An 18,644-nucleotide genomic window follows, 5' to 3' on the forward strand; every position below is an offset into this window, starting at 1 on the left:
ACAAACCTAATTATAAATTTTTGACCGTACTTGATATTAAAACAAACAATTCTCTTTTCCATCTTCTATCTTCCATTGGGCTGATCTTTCAATTATTAGTTTCGGGCCCGCTGGGAGAGGGCAAAGATTGAACAGGTGCCGGAGGCCAATTAGAGCGACTTCTGCTTAGAGTAGTAGACACCAAAGCATAGCCCAAAACAGCCGGAAGGACGATCGCACTCAGAAACACGATCGTCGCAGCCCAAGTCATCGCATTCGAGAGCGGGCCGTAATGAGTGCGGTAAGGGTCAAACAGTGGTAAATTAGGCATCGGCGCGTCCCGCAGCGCGATCGGACGTTTGAACCGCACCCGCCTGTCGTCTAGCTTTTCGAGCAAAATCCAGCCAACTTCCGCCTCTTCCTGGCATAGCTTGTGAAAAATCGCAGGATTGCGGAACAAATCGTTGCTAGCCCGCACAATCTTGTACTCCCAAACCGTCAAATCAACAGAATTGGGATCAGATGGGGGAGTGCCATTGGAGCGCGCATTTTCAGGCGCATTAAAATTATCCTCTTGAGATTCGTACCGAGTCAAAACTTCCTCCTCCTCATCGCATTTTTGCCCCGCATCCAATTGCTCGTGGTTCACCAAAAGACCCACAAGCCCAGCCTCCAAGCCGAGACTGCCAATCATCAAACTCCAAATCAGAATTTCCACCATAAAAGGAGTTAAAAGTTAAAAATCAAAAACTCAAAAGACTCGCTTTTAACTTTCAATCTTTAATTTTTAAATAGCCTTCTACCACACAATCTGCACCCACCGCGCGCCAAGAAATCCGCTCTAAAGTCAAAGCCTCAGTCATTGCCGAAAAGCCCAAATCTCCCACAGGAGTTGGAGCTCCTTGGCCACCGACAATTTTAGGAGCAATAAAAGCCATAATTTTTTGAACTGCACCCTCAGCAATTGCCCTCGCGGCCAAAGTGCCGCCGCACTCCCAGAGTACAGAAAGAAAAGATCGATCGTACAAATAACCCATAACATTAGTCGGTGTCAGAGGCGAGAGCTCCACAACTTCCACCCCTTTGGCGATCAAAAATTCCTGAAATTCCGGGTTAACCCCAGGCTCAGTCAGCACCAAAGTAGCCGCCACAGAGGTTTCCCACAACCAAGCCGACTTCGGCAAATCCAGAGTGCGACTCATCACCACCCGCAGGGGATTATTCCTATCAGGCTGGTGACTCGTCAGTAGGGGATTGTCCAGACGCACCGTATTTCCCCCAACAATCACAGCATCGCAGCCGACGCGCACCCGGTGAACCTCGCTCCGAGCCTCCTCGCCTGTCACCCAAGCGCTGTGGCCGCTACTGGTAGCAATTTTACCGTCCAAAGTCATTGCATATTTCAAAATTCCAAAAGGCCGGCGGTCCAAAATCCGGTGCACAAAAGCCTCGTTGAGTTTCTGGCAAGCTTCCCCTTCCACTCCCGCCACAACTTCAATGCCAGCCTCTCGCAACCGGGCCAGCCCAGTTCCAGCTACCAAAGGATTCGGATCGACCATGCCAGCCACTACTTTTGCCACCTTGGCGTTAACTAAAGCTTCGGAACAAGGGGGAGTCCGGCCGTAGTGGTTGCAGGGTTCCAGGTTCACGTATACAGTCGCTCCTTCGGCGAGTTCCCCCGCTTCCCGGAGCGCAAAAACTTCGGCGTGAGGTTGACCGGCACCGGGATGAAACCCTTCGCCGACAATCTTGCCGTCTCGGACAATTACAGAACCGACAAGGGGGTTGGGTGCGGTTTTGCCCAGAGCACGGCGAGCCAATTCTATGCAGCGGCGCATCATGGCTCGATCGAACTCTTGAATTTCTTCGCTGTTTTCCAGTTGTTTTGTACCTTGCTGCTGCCGGTTAGCTAAGCTGGCGATCGCTTGAGCGTGCGCCGGAAAAGTTTCCATAAGATTTTGGTATTATATCTATCCCTGAGTGTACTGAACTTTGATGCTAATTTTGGCTGCGATCCGACGATCGATTGCGGCGGGGGAAAACTGTACGTTACCACTGAGATATTGCACCATTCTCAATTAGCCTTTATGAACAGGCTTTTCGGCCTGTTCCACAAAAGATAAATTTTCTTGTGGAACAGGCCGAAAAGCCTGTTGCTGACAAGGGTGCAAGATGTGAGTTACAGGAGTGAAAAGCAATTTAGGACATCGACCACGCACGATCGATCGCATAGCTTTAAGATTAAGAAACAATAGCAGGTGCTTGAGAAAAGAATGAGTCAGGACATGAAGCGGGAATTTGCCAGCCGCGACGAATTAATTGCCTACCTGCGCCAACAGTTCCCCGAAGTCGCCGCCGGGGACAGCAGCGTACCCCCGATCCTCGGCGGGCGGAAAGCAGCCGAGACAGCCCTGCAACAAATTGACCCCGGCAAGTACGCCTCAACCCGCAATTTCCTCAACGGTGCGGTAACGCGCTTGTCGCCCTATTTGCGCTACGGAGTTTTGAGTCTTGCGGAAGTCCGGGATGCCGTACTGGAGAAGGTGCGGCATCGAGAAGAGGCAGTAAAACTCGTCAACGAGTTGGGTTGGCGGGATTATTGGCAGCGACTGTACGCCGAATTGGGCAACGGGATTTGGCAAGACCGGGAACCCTACAAAACTGGTTACACTGCTAAAGATTACAGCGAAACTCTGCCGCAGGATGTCGTCGAGGGCACGACTGGTTTGGTTTGCATCGACAGTTTCAGTCGCCAGTTGCGAGAAACTGGTTATTTGCACAACCACCAGCGGATGTGGACTGCCGCTTATCTCGTACACTGGCGCCACGTGCGCTGGCAAGCCGGAGCTCGCTGGTTTTTGCAACATTTGCTAGATGGAGATCCGGCGAGCAATAATCTTTCTTGGCAGTGGGTAGCAAGCACTTTTAGTCACAAACCTTATTTTTTTAATCGGGAAAATTTGGATCGTTACACTAAGGCGGTTTATTGTCGGGATTGTCCTCTGTATGGGCAATGCGATTTTGAGGGAACTTACGAATATTTGGAAGGGAAGTTGTTTCCTAATGGAGAAAAGGTCGATCGTAGCGGCGGTTCTAAAAGTTGGGATCGGCCTAAAAAAGGTCGCAGAAATTAAAAAGTCAGTAGTCAGTAGTCAGTAGTCAGTAGTCAGTAGGCAGTTGTCATAAGTTAACAGTCAACCGTCAACCGTCAACCGTCAACCGTCAACAGTCAACAGTCAACAGTCAACCGTCAACCGTCAACAATTACCAATTTATGAACAATCCGATTATTTGGCTGCACGGTGACTGCTTGAGTCCTGAAGGCCCGGCTTTTCAAGCGCACCCAGAGGCACCGGCAATCTGGGTTTGGGATGATGCGCTCATTGATGAATGGCAGTTGAGTCTCAAACGAATGGTGTTTATTTACGAATGTTTGCTGGAGTTGCCGGTAGTTATTCGGCGGGGCGATGTGGCTGCAGAAGTTATCGCTTTTGCGATCGAATCCGGCGCAAATCAAGTGGTAACTACCGAAAGTCCCAGTCCTCGGTTTCAGGATATTTGCCGGGAAATTAAGCGATCGCACCCAGTAGAAGTTTTGCCACCCGAACCCTTTGTCCGCTACGATGGTTACATTGATTTGAAGCGTTTTTCTCGCTATTGGCGCGTCGCTGAAAAATATGTTTTCTAATTGGGAATTGGGAATTGGTAATTGGAAATAGGTGTTCTTTTCTCTTCTTCCTTTTTCCTGAAATCCGTTACATCCGTTACATCCGTTACATCCGTTACATCCGTTACAGAATCCGTTGCCGAACTTCCTTCTTCCCTCAACTCCCCTTCAAACGCTCCAACAGCCATTGAAATCTCGATGCCGCCAAATCGGGATTTTCGACATTTTGGGGGATGCCGTCCTCGCCGTCGGGATCTTCATATATTAAACCATCACTATCATCGCCGAAGCGTTTGACTGTACCCCGCAGTCTCGACGACAGAAATTTGGTAATCGCCCGATAAAACCGCAGGGAAAAAAGCACGTCTTGCTCGAGTTTTTCAGTTAGCAGTCGCCGGGGAATTGACAGGATGAGGCACTCTTCAATTGCCGTGACGCTAGCAGAAGGAAGCCTTCCGTCTACAAAAGACATTTCGCCTAACACTTCGCCAGAAATAATTTTTCCGATTTCTTTGTCGCCCAAAGATGATACCGCAACGCTCAAAGTTCCCTCCAGAACTATGTACAGGGCGTCTAAGGGCTTACCTTCGGTGATCAGGGTTGTGCCGGGGAGGACTTGGGTGCGGGTGCCGTTGGCGAGCATCCAATCGATGTCGCGATCGCTCAATTCGCCTAATATCACTAGAACTTTGCTCATAAAGTCAGGTTGAGATGAGATAATTTGTATTTTTTTACTTGTTTAGTTGCGTGCTGTTGTGAGATGGTCAGACCCTGAGCGAAAGCGAAGGCTAAACTTTACAAATAGAACACTAAATTTTACACAATTTTCATAAAATTCAGTAATTTTGACACGATCGAGCCACAAATATTTCTCGGATCGGTGGTATTATTCTACATTAATTGTCATGGACCCTGCAGCAGCCGATCGGGTTGTATTAACTGCACTTGCTTGGGACGGCGGGGTTGCCCAAACTGTTTTGACAGCTTGCTGTCTCTTGGTTTCGAGCTGGTGCGCCCTCAAAAACCGGGTTTTTCCGGCGTGGCTGCGAGTGCAGCGCCCCCAAGTACAGTATTGTAGAATGCAAGCGAGACGCGCGATCGACCCATCAATTAAACAGGATTAAGGATGGAATCATCCCTAGGATTGATTTTTTGCCGATCGATCGGTAAATTTAAATTAGCCTCTAAACCCGCCGTCCGTTCTTGAATCTAATCAGCTTGAGAGTTGACTATTCAACAGTAAAATGGCAATCTAGGAACAACACAACTCATATTTGTGTCTTTTTTGAGCAAAGCTCTCGATGTTCGCCCTCAAACACTTACACTTTTAACACACCCTTCATTGAGGAGTTTCTATGAATAGTCTATTTTCCAAGTCTACTTTTGCGTTAATAAATCTTGCAGCTTTAGCTGTTTGTTGCAGTACCATGTCAGCGAAAGCTGAAACTGGCAACTTGCCCGATGTCGCTACAACTGCAACAATCGCAGCTCAAAATATTGACCAAATTTCTGAGCCGACGGCAACTTCAGCAGTTAAACCCGACGCAGAAACAACGGCTAGTAATAAAAAAATTGATTCTATCAGTTGGAGCGAACTAACAGAAGTGGCAGAGCCAGCAGCCTCTGAATCGGCAGCCAACTTGCAAGTATCTATGGCTGCACCCGAAAAATCGGAAGCAGTAACATCTGAAATTGCTGAGACAGAAACAGCGCAAAATACATCCATTGCTGCTGAGACCCAAAAGTCGGAAGAAACCGCTAAAATTGCTGATAATGGTGTCAAAGTGCAGTCAACAGTCGAGACTGCCAAAAAGAGCGATCGACCTACCTCAATTGTTGCCCAGACCAATAATCTGGAAGTAACTGCAACGAAGGAAGAAAAAGAAGTCCAAACAGCACAAGAATTGTTGAGCAATCCTGTCAGCACTTCCGCCTCAGCTTTGACAAACCAACCGAAAGTTGCTGAAAAACCGGCAACTGTCTCGGAACCAACTGAAAAAGTAGCTCAAGGAACTCAAATCCGACCAGGCCGAGCTACTCGTTCTGGGCCCAGCTACATCGGCATTGGCGGCAATCTAGGTTTTGGCGGAGATTCAGCTTTAGGCGACGGTTCATTTGCGATTATTAGCAAAATCGGTTTGACGAACAATTTATCGGTGAGACCGACTGTTTTGTTCCGCGACAACTTAGCTTTTCTAGTTCCCGTTACCTTCGATTTTGTATCTCAAGATGCCGTCGAAGTCAGCGAGGATTTTGTGATTACTGCGGCTCCTTATGCAGGTGCTGGCGTGCTAATTTCTACCGGCGGTGACGGTACTTTTGGCTTCCTGATTTCGGGGGGTGTAGATGTGCCGCTGTCGAGAAATTTAACAGCAACAGCGGGACTGAATGTTGGTTTTGTAGACGGAGCTGAAGTGGGATTGTTAGTCGGTGTCGGCTATACGTTCCCGAATATTGCCCGGTAGTGTTGCTGTTTGAGCAAACGCAGGACAAATAAATATGTGCGGGGTTGGCTGTAGGAATACAGTCAACCCTTTTTGATGATGGAAAATCTGTCTATGCGATCAATGTAGGGTGCGCCACAAGCACAGAGCGGTAATGTAGGGTTGGAAATCTTCGTAGAAACCTGGTTTCTTTACTCGTCCTGGACGCACAAGCCCGATCGATGAAGGATAATAGGTCGTTTCAGCCATCAATCTAAGTCCAGAAAGCCGGAATATTCGTGACAGTGTGCAAGTCTGATAGTTGTATAATAGACAGACTAGCCAAGCGTAAAAAGTAGAATCCTATGCCGCAGGGAATCTTCAACAAAATCCTCAATCAGCTTGACACTCTGGAACTGCTAGAACTACAGCAACTAGAGCGCGCTATAGGGATATATCTGGCCCAGAAAGAACAAACTGCTCAACGGACAAAATTGCACCAAGCGCTGTTAACTTCTGGTTTAGTAAAAAAAATCAAGCATTCTTCTGGGAGTCAGCAAACAGAACGGCGACTAATTCAGGTACAGGGTAAGCCTGTTTCTGAGACAATTATTGAGGAACGCCGCTAGATGACAATTTATTTTGTAGATAGCAGTGCGCTGGTCAAACGCTACATTAATGAAATAGGTTCGGCATGGGTTTTGAGTTTGTGCGATCCTGCACTTAACAACGATATATTGATTGCTGCTATTACAAGTGTTGAAATTGTTGCTGCAATTACCATAAGGTCGCGCGGCCGAAGTATCAATGCGACAGATGCTACAGCAGCGTGCAATCAGTTCAGGAGTGACCTACAATCTTAGTATCAGGTTGTAGAATTCACCGAAAGCATTATTAACTCTGCAATGGCATTAGCTGAAACCTACGGATTGCGAGGCTATGATGCTGTGCAGCTAGCAACAGGCTGTGGCATAAATAACCTTTGCACAGCTAACAGTTTGCCTGCGATGACTTTTGTATCTGCTGACGGGGAGCTGAATGCAGCAGCAACAAGTGAGGGTTTGATAGTTGAAAATCCCAACAATTACCCGTAAGGTTGCAAGCCCGTACAGTAAAAACCGCACAAATCTCGTTTGTAGCCGAGTATCGGGATGCTCCCGGATCGATCGTACTTTCTCACCAACCACCCGAAAAAACCGTGACCAAAACAGAAATCTTAGCAGCACTCAAAAATCTGACAGCAGAAGAACGCCTAGAAATCATCGAAACAGCTTCGCGGATGATGCGCGAAGAAATAGAAGAAAAAGCCCAGCGCAAAGCTGAGAGAAAGCGGAGACTCAGAGCCGCAGCCGAAGCAGCGGTTCCTTTGTATGAACCAGGAGGGCCGCTGCACGATTTGTGGTCGCCCGACAGCGAACCGTATTTCGATTCAGAGGAAGAATACCTGAGCGCAGGGGTAGAAACTAATGCGTAAGGGCGAAGTGTGGCTCGTCAGACTAGATCCAACGGTGGGAGATGAAATCGGCAAAACTAGACCTGTTGTGGTTGTCAGCGATGATGAAGTGGGAAATTTGCGCCTCAAAGTAATTGTTCCAATTACAGCATGGAACGATCTTTTTTCCCCGCTTGATTGGATGGTGCAGCTCGAACCGACATCAGAAAATGGCTTGGCCAAACTCTCCGCCGCCGACGCTTTTCAAGTCCGTTCCGTTTCTCAACAAAGATTTCTCCGACAACTCGGAACCCTGTCCGAGACAATTATGGAAGAAATTACAGAAGCACTGACAATTGTTCTGGATCTAGATTGAATAACTAGGCAACAGCGTACAAATAGTGTTATTTATAGATAGATTGTATGGCGCGATGGCCTAAATGATTCCTATACAACTTACACTCAAAAATTTTCTCAGCTATCGCGAAGCTGCTTTAGACTTTCGCGGCTTGCACACTGCTTGCATTTGCGGGCCTAACGGTGCTGGCAAATCCTCCCTCTTAGAAGCCATATCCTGGGCACTTTGGGGCTGTTGCCGCAGCGATACGGAAGACGATATCATCCATATCGGCGAAATTGATGTGCGCGTTGATTTCACTTTCTCCACCGGCGGCCAAATCTACCGGGTGATTCGCAACCGTCGGCGCGGACAATCGGGAAGTTTGGAATTTCAAGTAGCAACAAACCCCCCCTTCCCCCCCCTTGGTAAGGGGGAGCCAGAAGAAGTGAATTCTTCCCTTAATAAAGAAGATCCAGAAAACTTAAATTCTTCTCCCCCCCTTAGTAAGGGGGGGGCGGGGGGGGTGAATTTTCGCACGCTCACAGACAAGGGGCTGAGAACAACTCAGCAAAAAATCCTCGAACACATTAAACTAGATTACGATACTTTCATCAACTCGGCGTATTTGCGGCAAGGGCGAGCTGATGAATTTATGCTCAAAAAACCGATCGAACGCAAACAAGTTTTAGCCAACCTGCTCAAACTCGACTCCTACGATACTTTATCCGACCAAGCCAAGGATACCTCCAAACAATTTAAAGCTCAAGTCGAAGTGCTCAAACAGAGTTTGCTAACCGTACAAGAGCAACTGCAACAAAAAGAGGCTCTCGCCTCCGAACAAACTCAATTGCAGCAAGCAACCGATTTGCTTCAGCAGCAGCAGCAAGCCGACACAACCGAGTTACAGCAACTGCAACTCCAGCACCACAACCGGCAAACTTGGCAAAAACTCCTCGCCGGCCACCAGCAACAGCACTACAATATCACTCAAGAATGCCGCCGCTTGCAGCAAGAACTCAGCGCAGCCAAACAGCAGCAAAATGAGCTACAAGCCCTCCTAGAACAAGAAAAGGAAATAACAGCAGGCATCGCGTATTTCCACAGCTTGCAAGCGACAGAAGAAAGTCTGGCTGGCAAATTCAAGGCAAACCAACAAACCCAAAATCAGCGCCAGCAATTGCAAGAACAGCAGCGGCAAGAACTGAGCTTTTTGCAAAGCAAAATTCAGCAGTTGCAAGCTCAATTAGAGGTTTTAGAACAAGATGAAAAAGATGTTCTGGAAATTCTCAAACAGCAGCCGGAGGTTGACAAAGGACTCGCACAGTTGCAAGCAGTTCGATCGCGCCTCAACGAACTAGAGCAACTGCAACTGCAAGTTTCGCCGCTGCTACAACAGCAGCAGCAAAAGCAACAAAAGCTCGATCGCGCCCGCGCCGGTTTAACCGCCCGCTTAGAGGAAATCAACCGACAGGTGCAAGTTCAGCAGCAGAAGCGACAGCCGCAATTACAGCAGGAAATCTCGGCCATCGCCAATCAAATTTTGCAGTTGGAAAACAAGCGAGTTTATCAGCAGCGAGTCCGCGAAAAAGGTCAAGAAAGGCACGACTTTCTAGGAAACCTGCAAGCCAAAAGCCGCGACTATCAAACCAGACTCGCCGAGCTCGACCAAAAACTGCAACTCCTGCGGAAACATGAAGGAGAAAAAACCGCAGGTGAAGGTAAAGCCGCGAATTTTGCGGAAAACGAGCCATCGAATTCGCATTTAATGGTGCGGGATGCAAATTTTGGCAATTGTCCTTTGTGCGATCGACCTTTAGACGAACACTACTGGAATTTAGTAGTCACAAAACACCACACCCAACAGCAGGAAATCTGGAACCAACTGTGGGTTGTGCGCGAACAGTTGGCCGTCTCCGAGCGCGAAATTCAAGTCCTCAGACATGAATACCGCGAACTAGAAGAGGAATTAGCGCCCTACCAAGAATTGCGGGAACGTCGCAGTCATTTACAAGCACAATTAGATAGCCTGGGCCAAGATGAAAACCGACTGCAAAGTATGCGTCAAGACGCTGCAGAAATAGAGCGGTTGTTACGCACCGGCGAGTATGCAGCGGAGGATTTGGGCGAACTCCAGCAAATCGAACAGCAACTGCAACAGCTCAATTACAGCGATCGCAGCCACTCCCTCGCCCGCAGCGATGAAAAGCGCTTGCGGTGGGCGGAAATTAAGCAAGCTCAAATCAAAGACGCTCAGCAGAAACTGAATAAAATTAATGCCCGCCGCCCGGATTTGCAAACTCAATTAGCCACCGTACAGCAACAGTTAGAACAGCAAAAAAACAGCTCGGAAATACAGCAGCAAATTCTATCTTTAGATAGATACATTGCGGAAATTGGCTATAATTTGGAACAGCACGAACACGTCCGCAGCGAAATGCGCCGATCGCAGTTTTGGATCGCCCGCGCCGAAAAATTGCGATCGGCAACTGTGCAGTACCCGCAAGTGCAGCAGCGGGTTAATGAAATAGCAAATTCCATCGCTGTGCGCGATCGAGATTTGCAAGCTGTCAGCGCTCAAACTGCAGCGATGAACCAGCAATTGCAAGAACATCCCGATCCCACAGCCAGAATAAGTGCGATCGAACAGCAAATCAGTCGCCGCCGCCAGCAGCTAGACCAACATTTGGGAAGTCTCGGACGCCTCCAGCAGCAGCAGCAAAATCTGGAAACTCTGCAAGTTCAGCTAGTAGCTCAAAAAGAGCAAATGCAAGTTGCCAAACGCCAGCAGCGAGTTTATCAAGAGCTGGGTCAAGCATTTGGTAAAAACGGCATTCAAGCTTTAATGATTGAAAATGTTTTGCCTCAACTCGAAGCTGAAACCAATCAGATATTGTCGAGATTGAGCGCGAATCAATTGCACGTTCAATTTATTACTCAGCGGGCGGCTGCTTCTAAAAAAGCAACTAAGTTGATTGACACTTTAGACATTTTAATTGCTGATGCTCGCGGTACTCGCGCCTATGAAACTTATTCGGGCGGTGAAGCTTTTCGGATTAATTTTGCGATTCGGCTGGCGCTGGCGAGACTGCTGTCTCAGCGGGCGGGCACGGCTTTGCAAATGTTGATTATTGATGAGGGATTCGGGACTCAGGATGCGGAAGGGTGCGATCGGCTGATTGCTGCAATTAATGCGATCGCCTCCGACTTCGCCTGCATCCTCACCGTTACCCATATGCCCCACCTGAAAGAAGCTTTTCAAGCCAGAATTGAAGTCAGCAAAACTGCTCAGGGTTCTTGCATCAACTTGTCAATTTAAAAGGGTTGGCGAGCCGGATGGAAGGAGGAGAAGAAAAAAACTTGAAAAGATCAGTATTTTCACCTTCTGTTTTCTTGCCGCCTTCGGTATTTTCACCTTCGGTTTTCTGGATAAGTGCCTCATGCCTTCGGTGATACTAATTTCCCAAAAGAAGGCAACTGTAGACCCACGATCCCCACCATGATGGAATCAGTCATTGCCAATCCAAAATCTCACACCTAAAATGGTATTAGTCGTCTCCCACGCCGACTTTTTTGGGCTGCTGACTTTGTTAAGAAAGCTAAATTAAAAATAAGATTATAGAATAAGAATGGCTTCAGGTGTTTATATTTTTTTATTCTTCTGTCCGCTCCGAAGGAGCGTGAATATTGCTACAGATGACAACAGACTCTTTCAACCTGTCTCTCCTAGAGCGGGCGATCGCAGCTTCGAGCAACAGCATCCTCATCGCGGATGCTCGCAGGCCTGACACACCTATTATCTACTGCAATCCTGCTTTTGAGAAACTGACCGGTTACAGTACCGAAGAAGTTATTGGACGCAACTGCAGGTTTTTGCAGGGCCCCGATACCGATCAGAGCGAATTAGATAAACTCCGCAGCAGTTTACGATCGGGAACGGAAATTCAGGTAGTTCTCAAAAATTATCGCAAAGACAAAACTCCTTTTTGGAACGAATTAATGGTTTCCCCCATCCTAGACAATGAGGGAAAATTAACCCATTTTATCGGAGTTCAGAACGATATTAGCAAAAGAGTAGCAGCCGAAACAGCCAGGGAAGAAAGCGAAGAAAGATTGCGGGCGATCGCCCGCACGACTCCCGTTCCCCTGTTAATTACGCGCCTAGAAGACAGCCTTATTTTGTATGCAAATCCTGCTCTCGGTGAAAGTTTAGGTTTGAGTTACGCACAAGTTGTCGCACGCAAAAAAATTGAACTTTATGCCAATATCAATGACCGCCGTCAATTGCTAGAATTAGTCAAACAAAACGGCTTTAGTGACAGCGAAGAAATCTGCCTCAAAAAAGCAAATGGCAGTTTTTTTTGGGTAAAAATGTCGATGCGAGCGATTAATTTTAATGGCGAAGCCGCAATTTTATCGGCATTTTACGATATTACCGATCGCGTAGAAGCAGAAACCGCACTACGGCAAAGCGAAGCGAGGTTTCAAAAACTAGCCGCCAACGTTCCGGGAATGATTTATCAATTTCAGTTAGCAGCAGACGGCACTGTGTCATTCCCCTACGTCAGTTCTGGTTGCCGCGAGCTCTGGGAATTAGAACCTCTTGTACTCCAAAAATCAGCTATTCCCGCGATCGAAATGATTCATCCAGAGGATGCGCCCAGCTTCCACGAATCAGTTGCTATCTCAGCTAAAACTTTAGAGCCTTGGCGGTGGGAAGGCAGATTTGTTTTTCCGGGCGATCGGATTAAGTGGGTTAGCGGGGCTTCCCGGCCAGAACAGAGCGAAAAAGGTGACATTATTTGGGACGGCGTGTTGATTGATATTAGCGATCGCAAACTTGCAGAATCAGCACTGCGGCAAAGCGAAGCCAGATTTCAAAAAATGGCCGCCAATGTGCCGGGAATGATTTATCAATACTTGCTGCATCCCGACGGTTCAAATGAATTCATTTATCTCAGTTCCGGCTGTTGGGAACTCTACGAATTAGATCCTGAAAAAGTTCAACAAAACTCCGATTTAATTTGGGCAAGGGTGCATCCAGAAGACCTAAAAAATCTGTTAGAATCAATCGCCATTTCCGGCGAAACTCTCAAACCTTGGATATATGAAGGGCGGATCGTAACCGGATCTGGAAAAGTGAAATGGATTCGCGGCATTGCCCGCCCCGAACTGCAGCCGGGGGGCGATATACTGTGGGAGGGAGTGACAATCGACATCAGCGATCGCAAGCTAGCAGAAATCGCCCTCAGCGAGTCAAAAATCGCCCTGCAACAAGCCAATCAAGAACTTGAAAAGCGCGTCCTAGAACGCACGGAAGCCTTGGAAACATCCCAAAATATGCTGTGGTTGGTAATCAATAACATCCCTCAGTTAATCGCCTGGAAAGATCGAGATTTAGTTTACTTGGGAGGCAACAAAAACTTTGCCAAAGTCGCAGGTTTCAATCACCCCAGTGAAATCGCCGGTCTCACCGACTTCGATATGCCCTGGAAGCCCGAAGAAACAGAATTTTTTCGAGCCTGCGACCGCCGCATCATGGCAACCAACACCCCAGAATATCACATCCTAGAATCCAAAATGCAAGCCGACGGCACCCAGTGCTGTCTGGATACAAATAAAATACCTTTACACGACAATTCCGGCAATGTTGTCGGCATTTTGTCTACGTTTGAAGACATCACCGATAGGCTTTCCCTAGCAGCTCAAGTCCGGGCCAGCGAGGAACTATTTCGCACAATTTTTGAAGATGCACCGATCGCTATCTACTTAGCTAATTTAGATGATAACAAGTTAGTGAGAGTTAATAAAACTTACTGCGAAATGCTGGGATATACCGCAGCCGAATTGCTCGCCAAAACATTTATTGAACTTGGACATCCCGAAGATTCTCCAAAAAATCTCCAAGTTGCTGATTCTCTGGAGCGGGGAGAAATTACTCACTATCAAATCGAACTCCGCCAGATTACCGCTATCGGTAAAATTGTTTGGGTAAACGTGACAGCTACTTTGATTCGAGACGGCGAAGGAAAACCCATTTACAATTTAGGGATGATTGAAAATATAACCAACCGCAAAATTTCCGCCGCCGCACTCCAAGCTTCCGAATCTCAATTGAGAAAACAAGCAGCCCAATTGCAAGAAGCCTACGAAAAGCTACAACACGCTCAAATCCAATTAGTTCAATCAGAAAAAATGTCTAGCCTCGGTCAGATGGTGGCTGGCATCGCCCACGAAATCAACAATCCCGCAACTTTTATTAACGGCAATATTTCTCACACATACAACTATTTTCACGATTTAATTGAACTGTTAAGTCTCTACCAGGAATGCTATCCGTCCCCAGTGCCTCAGATTGCTGAAAAAGTTAAGGAGTTAGAGTTAGATTTTCTGAAGGAAGACTTGCCACGAATGCTAAATTCCATGAGAGTAGGAGTAGAAAGAATCAGTAATATTGTGCTGTCGCTGCGGAATTTTTCGAGACTGGATGAATCAGAAATGAAGTTGGTAGACGTTCATGAAGGAATTGACAGTACACTGTTAATCTTGCAGCACAGATTGCATCAGAGCAGTATAAAAAACGGGATTGAAATTATTAAAGAATACGGAAAAATACCCAAAATTTACTGTTGTGCGGGTCAGTTAAACCAGGTATTTCTAAATATTATCAGCAATGCGATCGACGCTCTAGAAAATCAACGGGAACCTCGGACGATCGTGATTCGCACCCTCATGAAAAAAGCTGGCATGAAAAGCCACAGTAAAAACCAGCTCAGTGATTGCGATCGCATTGTAATTTGCATCGCCGACAGTGGCCCGGGAATGAGCGAAGAGGTTCGCAAGCGGCTATTTGACCCGTTCTTCACCACCAAGCCCGTAGGGGCTGGAACCGGCTTAGGATTATCCATCAGCCATCAGATTGTGGTAGAAAAACATAAGGGAAGCCTGCGGTGCATCTCAGCGCCCGGACAGGGAGCGGAATTCTGGATTGAAATCCCCTGCTGAGCGATCGTCCATTAATCTAAAAGTTTACATATCTAACTTTTAATTCCCAATTGCCGTCGGTGCTTGAGTTATCAGGGTTTTGAATTAACCGCACTCAGAGGCCGAAATAAATCCCACTCAGCGGTGTGCTAATCTGCTGCCCTTATTCGCTAGGCAATTATGCTGAAAAAACTACCTTTATCCTGGTCTCGCTACATTCCAGCCGGGTTGACGCTGGCTTTGGGTGTCGGACTGTCGATCCTAGCATTCGCCTTGGTTTGGGACTGGGAAGACAAGCGCCGCGACTACGAAATGCAGCGCCGCATCGACGATATTTCGATCGGCATCGAACGCCAGCTCAACTCCGACTTAGATACTGTTCTGGCCCTCAGCGACTACATGAAAGCCTTCAGCGCCGTCGAGCGTTCCTCTTTTGCCCGGTTTGTCGCCCGTCCCCTAGCCGTCCACCCCAGCCTGCAACTCCTGGCTTGGGCCCCCCGCGTCCCCAATTCCGAGCGGCGCAACTACGAAACCAAAGCTAGAACCGAAACAGAGCCCAGCTTCGAGATTACAGAGCGCGGCCCGCGAGGAGAACTCCGCAAGGCTCTCCAGCGTTCCGAATACTTCCCGGCTTTCTACGTCGAACCACCAGCCGGAAACGAGATAGTATTAGGCTTTGACCTCGCCTCCCACCCAGAAATCCGCGCCGCGCTCGATCGAGGGCGCGATACAGGAGAAATGATTGTCACCAGCTACATCGGCTTAACTCAGGGCAACTCCCCGGAACTAGGTCTTTTAGCCATAGTTCCGATTTACGAAAACAGCAGTAAACCGACTACCCTGGAATCCCGTCGCCAACTGCTACAAGGATTTGTTCTGGGCGTATTTCGAGGCAAAGATATTTTCCAAACCTCTTTAAAAGGACGCAATACCGACTACCTCAATATTTATCTCGTTAGCGAGGCTCCAGACAAGCAACAAGCAGCGTCACTGTTACCGCAAAGGGCCAACCCGGTTCTCAAAAATCTCCCTGCTGAGAGGCAAATTCAGCTATTTGCGGTGCAGTTCCAATCCGAGAGCCAACAAGTGCTTCCAGCATCAGCCGCTGCTGACCGAGCGCTGATGCAAAACTGCCCGATTCTTGACAATCCAGGCCCGAACTATACAGCTTGCAGAAGGCGGCTGAAAATTAGCGGCCGCCAGTGGTCTATGTACGTGTCGGCAACGCCGGAAATTCGCCGGATTCGCAAGCACTGGCGCTCTTGGGGAACTCTGACGATGGGGATGCTGTGGACTCTGATTCCGGTGACATATATGCTGACAGCTTTGAGCCGCACCGCCCAAATCGAAAAGCTAGCCCGAGAAAGAATTCGCCAAGCCGAACAGTTGCAGGCTGCTTACCTACAGTTGGAACTCGAACAAGCTAAATCCGAGCAACTGCTGCTAAACGTTTTGCCTGCTGCGATCGCCCTGCGTTTGAAGGACAATGAACACAATATCGCCGAAAGTTTTGCGGAAGTAACTGTGATGTTTGCCGACATTGTGGGGTTTACAGAGCTTTCGTCGAGAATTTCAGCGACGGCGGTGGTGAAAGTGCTCAACGATATTTTTTCGGCTTTTGACCACTTGGCCGATCGCCACGGTTTGGAGAAAATTAAGACTATTGGTGATGCTTACATGGTTGTCGGCGGTTTGCCTACGCCCAGAGACGATCACGCCGAGGCGGTTGCGAACATGGCGATCGATATGCTGCACGAAATTCGGCTGCTAAGTTTAGAACATTCGGAACCTTTCAGCATTCGGATCGGGATTAGCAGTGGGCCTGTCGTTGCCGGCGTGATCGGCTTAAAAAAGTTTATTTACGACCTCTGGGGCGACACAGTAAATATTGCTTCGCGCATGGAATCCCACGGGATTACCGGCTGCATTCAAGTCACCGCCGAAACCTACGAGATATTAAAAGATAAATATACTTTTCAGAAGCGTGGCGCCATTCAAGTTAAGGGCAAGGGATACATGGTTACTTATTTGCTGACTGGGAAAAAAGATTATTGACAATCAAGCATCCGGGATACCCGCCACGTGATTCATCCGTCCAGAAATAAAAAACCTGTATCCGATGAAACTTGCCCCCCAAATTGATCCGTGGGGTCAGTCGATTTTAGATTTTAGATTTTAGATTTTAGATTTACCCCACAGATAAATCTGGGATCTTGAACTAGGGTCTAAAAATTTTATCTTTCCACGACAGGAGTACGTGGCACGGTATCCGTTTTTGGGCTGGGTCAAGGCTTCTATTCTTTAATCTTTAATCTTTAATCTTTAATCTTTAATCTTTAATCTTTAATCTAAAATCTTTAATCTTTAATCTTTAATCTTTAATCTAAAAATGCTTCAATTCTAAAATCTAAAATCTAAAATCTAAAATCTAAAATCGATTGACCCAGCCCAAAAACGGATACCGTGCCTCCGATTCCCCGATCGACTAAGACTTTCGAGCGCCAAGCTAAGATATGATAAGCTCAAGGTATTCTATCACCCCTGCACCAACTGAGGAAAAACCATGACGACGCTGCTAATCCAAACCGAAAGCGTCCCACTGACGGTCAATTTCCCTGCGATCCAATCGATGACTGTTGAACAGTTCTATGAATTCTGTATAGTTAATCGCGATTTAAGAATTGAGCGTACTGCCAGTGGGGAAGTCATTATCATGTCACCAGCCTTTTCAGATACAGGGAATCGCAACATTAAAATTGCTCAGCAACTTGCGAACTGGGCAGAAGAAGATGGCACAGGTGAAACGTTTGACTCCAGTGCAGGCTTTACCTTGCCGAATGGAGCAACCCGATCTCCCGATGCCTCATGGATTAAACTAGAGCGCTGGAATGCCTTAACTGAAGAACAAAAAGCCTCATTCGCACCGATTTGTCCTGACTTTGTGATTGAATTGCGGTCTGCTAGTGACACTCTCAAGGGATTGCAAAACAAGATGCAAGAATATATTGATAACTGTGTATCGCTCGGCTTTTTGGTCGATCGCAAAAACAGAAAAGTCTACATCTACCGTCCCGATTGCGAACCTGAAATCTTAGATAATCCTGAAACAGTCAGCGGCGAGCCAGAGTTACCGGGATTTGTCTTGCGGATGGCAAAAATCTGGTGATTTAGATTGTTAAACCATACTCAAAGACATCAATTCATCTGTCATTTCAAAATTCGCCGTCACACTTTGCACGTCATCCAAATCTTCGAGTGCATCCATTAACTTAAGGAGCGATCGAGCTTTTTCAGGAGTGTCTATTTCCACTGTATTGCTGGGAATCCAGCGAGTTTCCGACTGCAAAACTGCCAAGTTTTTGTGTTTCAAATGACACTCCCCGCTCTTTCAGAGACTGGGATTCTTGGTTCATAGATACCTTATTTTTTAGCTCGAATCACTAAATCAATTAACTGTTCTCTTCCCCAGAGTTGTACCCCATTCGCTTGAGCCAGTTTATGAGCATTGGATGTAAACATACTGTTTGTAATAACGATCGCATCTTGCGCCCCGTAATACTTAACCGCACTAACCACTTCTTGCACGGCGGAATTTCCCACTTTTCCTTGATAGCGTTTTGCCTGGACAACGGTTTTCTTGCGGGCTTTAGAGAGAATCAAGTCCGCACCAAAATCCCCCGTTTTGGGTGTCATTTCGACCGCATAACCGAGATTGCGGAAACAGCAGGCTAAAAATTCCTCAAACTGGTTGAGTCGAGGGGGGATATTATTCCCCGCCCCTCTCAGTTAGATCCGGACGTGCTGGTTTCCCCGCATCCGGCT

At 47.5% G+C, this 18,644-nt stretch carries 18 protein-coding genes and 1 pseudogene; 13 read left to right on the forward strand and 6 right to left on the reverse strand.

Going from position 1 to position 18,644, the window contains the following annotated elements; all coding sequences use genetic code 11:
* Window positions 1-88: 88 nt before the first annotated feature.
* The gene (locus QUB12_RS12190; protein WP_333306942.1) at window positions 89-700 is read right to left on the reverse strand and encodes a hypothetical protein; all 612 of its coding nucleotides are present in this window, start codon (window positions 698-700) and stop codon (window positions 89-91) included.
* 52 nt (window positions 701-752) lie between these two features.
* Window positions 753-1,931 (reverse strand): bifunctional diaminohydroxyphosphoribosylaminopyrimidine deaminase/5-amino-6-(5-phosphoribosylamino)uracil reductase RibD, encoded by a 1,179-nt coding sequence (gene ribD, locus QUB12_RS12195; protein WP_333306944.1) that lies wholly within the window; start codon window positions 1,929-1,931, stop codon window positions 753-755.
* Window positions 1,932-2,252: 321 nt separating this feature from the next.
* On the opposite strand from ribD, the gene QUB12_RS12200 reads away from it, so the two are divergent.
* Together QUB12_RS12200 and QUB12_RS12205 are read left to right on the forward strand one after the other, a co-directional pair.
* Window positions 2,253-3,113 carry an FAD-binding domain-containing protein gene (locus QUB12_RS12200; protein ID WP_333306946.1) on the forward strand — a complete coding sequence of 287 codons (861 nt, stop codon included), beginning with the start codon at window positions 2,253-2,255 and terminating at the stop codon, window positions 3,111-3,113.
* Between the two features lie 140 nt (window positions 3,114-3,253).
* Entirely contained in the window at window positions 3,254-3,667 is a 414-nt protein-coding gene (locus QUB12_RS12205) for a hypothetical protein (protein ID WP_333247610.1), read from the forward strand.
* Here QUB12_RS12205 and QUB12_RS12210 read toward each other — a convergent pair.
* Both QUB12_RS12210 and QUB12_RS12215 read right to left on the reverse strand, forming a co-directional pair.
* Window positions 3,664-3,834 (reverse strand): hypothetical protein, encoded by a 171-nt coding sequence (locus QUB12_RS12210; RefSeq protein ID WP_333141823.1) that lies wholly within the window; start codon window positions 3,832-3,834, stop codon window positions 3,664-3,666. The two genes, QUB12_RS12205 and QUB12_RS12210, sit on opposite strands and share 4 nt — an antisense overlap.
* Complete coding sequence (locus QUB12_RS12215; RefSeq protein ID WP_333141825.1) at window positions 3,804-4,343, reverse strand: cyclic nucleotide-binding domain-containing protein; 540 nt, start codon at window positions 4,341-4,343, stop codon at window positions 3,804-3,806. The genes QUB12_RS12210 and QUB12_RS12215 overlap by 31 nt, the downstream gene beginning before the upstream one ends.
* A gap of 208 nt (window positions 4,344-4,551) precedes the next feature.
* Here QUB12_RS12215 and QUB12_RS12220 point away from each other — a divergent pair, with 208 nt between their 5' ends.
* From QUB12_RS12220 to QUB12_RS12270, 11 genes are all read left to right on the forward strand, one after another.
* Window positions 4,552-4,770 carry a hypothetical protein gene (locus QUB12_RS12220; protein WP_333141827.1) on the forward strand — a complete coding sequence of 73 codons (219 nt, stop codon included), beginning with the start codon at window positions 4,552-4,554 and terminating at the stop codon, window positions 4,768-4,770.
* 231 nt (window positions 4,771-5,001) lie between these two features.
* Window positions 5,002-6,111, forward strand: a complete 1,110-nt coding sequence (locus QUB12_RS12225) for a hypothetical protein (protein ID WP_333141829.1) — start codon at window positions 5,002-5,004, stop codon at window positions 6,109-6,111.
* 323 nt (window positions 6,112-6,434) lie between these two features.
* A complete protein-coding gene (locus QUB12_RS12230) occupies window positions 6,435-6,698 on the forward strand; it encodes a hypothetical protein (protein WP_333025420.1) in 264 nt (87 codons plus the stop codon).
* Entirely contained in the window at window positions 6,699-6,932 is a 234-nt protein-coding gene (locus tag QUB12_RS12235) for a type II toxin-antitoxin system VapC family toxin (protein ID WP_333141831.1), read from the forward strand. It begins immediately after the preceding gene.
* Between the two features lie 42 nt (window positions 6,933-6,974).
* Entirely contained in the window at window positions 6,975-7,163 is a 189-nt protein-coding gene (locus QUB12_RS12240) for a type II toxin-antitoxin system VapC family toxin (protein ID WP_333141833.1), read from the forward strand.
* A gap of 2 nt (window positions 7,164-7,165) precedes the next feature.
* Window positions 7,166-7,543 carry a hypothetical protein gene (locus tag QUB12_RS12245; RefSeq protein WP_333141835.1) on the forward strand — a complete coding sequence of 126 codons (378 nt, stop codon included), beginning with the start codon at window positions 7,166-7,168 and terminating at the stop codon, window positions 7,541-7,543.
* Window positions 7,536-7,877 (forward strand): type II toxin-antitoxin system PemK/MazF family toxin, encoded by a 342-nt coding sequence (locus QUB12_RS12250; RefSeq protein ID WP_333141837.1) that lies wholly within the window; start codon window positions 7,536-7,538, stop codon window positions 7,875-7,877. Before QUB12_RS12245 ends, QUB12_RS12250 begins: the two co-directional genes overlap by 8 nt.
* A 64-nt stretch (window positions 7,878-7,941) precedes the next feature.
* Window positions 7,942-11,157, forward strand: coding sequence for an SMC family ATPase (locus QUB12_RS12255; RefSeq protein ID WP_333141839.1), 3,216 nt, complete (start codon window positions 7,942-7,944; stop codon window positions 11,155-11,157).
* A gap of 377 nt (window positions 11,158-11,534) precedes the next feature.
* Window positions 11,535-14,843, forward strand: a complete 3,309-nt coding sequence (locus QUB12_RS12260) for a PAS domain S-box protein (RefSeq protein WP_333306948.1) — start codon at window positions 11,535-11,537, stop codon at window positions 14,841-14,843.
* 159 nt (window positions 14,844-15,002) lie between these two features.
* Window positions 15,003-16,877, forward strand: coding sequence for an adenylate/guanylate cyclase domain-containing protein (locus QUB12_RS12265; protein ID WP_333141843.1), 1,875 nt, complete (start codon window positions 15,003-15,005; stop codon window positions 16,875-16,877).
* A gap of 508 nt (window positions 16,878-17,385) precedes the next feature.
* Window positions 17,386-17,988 carry a Uma2 family endonuclease gene (locus QUB12_RS12270; RefSeq protein WP_333141845.1) on the forward strand — a complete coding sequence of 201 codons (603 nt, stop codon included), beginning with the start codon at window positions 17,386-17,388 and terminating at the stop codon, window positions 17,986-17,988.
* Window positions 17,989-17,997: 9 nt separating this feature from the next.
* Here QUB12_RS12270 and QUB12_RS12275 read toward each other — a convergent pair.
* Both QUB12_RS12275 and QUB12_RS12280 read right to left on the reverse strand, forming a co-directional pair.
* Window positions 17,998-18,192 (reverse strand): annotated as a pseudogene (locus QUB12_RS12275) (YebC/PmpR family DNA-binding transcriptional regulator); the annotation flags it as partial.
* Between the two features lie 50 nt (window positions 18,193-18,242).
* Window positions 18,243-18,608 (reverse strand): restriction endonuclease, encoded by a 366-nt coding sequence (locus QUB12_RS12280; RefSeq protein WP_333306952.1) that lies wholly within the window; start codon window positions 18,606-18,608, stop codon window positions 18,243-18,245.
* Between the last annotated feature and the right edge of the window lie 36 nt (window positions 18,609-18,644).

Source organism: Microcoleus sp. B7-D4, from assembly GCF_036705125.1.
Classification (GTDB): Bacteria; Cyanobacteriota; Cyanobacteriia; order Cyanobacteriales; family Microcoleaceae; genus Microcoleus.

What these genes read in the sequence shown, in the direction of transcription:
- QUB12_RS12190 (WP_333306942.1), bottom strand. Translation starts at nt 700, where the DNA reads ATGGTGGAAATTCTGATTTGGAGTTTGATGATTGGCAGTCTCGGCTTG.
- ribD (WP_333306944.1), bottom strand. Translation starts at nt 1,931, where the DNA reads ATGGAAACTTTTCCGGCGCACGCTCAAGCGATCGCCAGCTTAGCTAAC.
- QUB12_RS12200 (WP_333306946.1), top strand. Translation starts at nt 2,253, where the DNA reads ATGAGTCAGGACATGAAGCGGGAATTTGCCAGCCGCGACGAATTAATT.
- QUB12_RS12205 (WP_333247610.1), top strand. Translation starts at nt 3,254, where the DNA reads ATGAACAATCCGATTATTTGGCTGCACGGTGACTGCTTGAGTCCTGAA.
- QUB12_RS12210 (WP_333141823.1), bottom strand. Translation starts at nt 3,834, where the DNA reads ATGGCTGTTGGAGCGTTTGAAGGGGAGTTGAGGGAAGAAGGAAGTTCG.
- QUB12_RS12215 (WP_333141825.1), bottom strand. Translation starts at nt 4,343, where the DNA reads ATGAGCAAAGTTCTAGTGATATTAGGCGAATTGAGCGATCGCGACATC.
- QUB12_RS12220 (WP_333141827.1), top strand. Translation starts at nt 4,552, where the DNA reads ATGGACCCTGCAGCAGCCGATCGGGTTGTATTAACTGCACTTGCTTGG.
- QUB12_RS12225 (WP_333141829.1), top strand. Translation starts at nt 5,002, where the DNA reads ATGAATAGTCTATTTTCCAAGTCTACTTTTGCGTTAATAAATCTTGCA.
- QUB12_RS12230 (WP_333025420.1), top strand. Translation starts at nt 6,435, where the DNA reads ATGCCGCAGGGAATCTTCAACAAAATCCTCAATCAGCTTGACACTCTG.
- QUB12_RS12235 (WP_333141831.1), top strand. Translation starts at nt 6,699, where the DNA reads ATGACAATTTATTTTGTAGATAGCAGTGCGCTGGTCAAACGCTACATT.
- QUB12_RS12240 (WP_333141833.1), top strand. Translation starts at nt 6,975, where the DNA reads ATGGCATTAGCTGAAACCTACGGATTGCGAGGCTATGATGCTGTGCAG.
- QUB12_RS12250 (WP_333141837.1), top strand. Translation starts at nt 7,536, where the DNA reads ATGCGTAAGGGCGAAGTGTGGCTCGTCAGACTAGATCCAACGGTGGGA.
- QUB12_RS12255 (WP_333141839.1), top strand. Translation starts at nt 7,942, where the DNA reads ATGATTCCTATACAACTTACACTCAAAAATTTTCTCAGCTATCGCGAA.
- QUB12_RS12260 (WP_333306948.1), top strand. Translation starts at nt 11,535, where the DNA reads ATGACAACAGACTCTTTCAACCTGTCTCTCCTAGAGCGGGCGATCGCA.
- QUB12_RS12265 (WP_333141843.1), top strand. Translation starts at nt 15,003, where the DNA reads ATGCTGAAAAAACTACCTTTATCCTGGTCTCGCTACATTCCAGCCGGG.
- QUB12_RS12270 (WP_333141845.1), top strand. Translation starts at nt 17,386, where the DNA reads ATGACGACGCTGCTAATCCAAACCGAAAGCGTCCCACTGACGGTCAAT.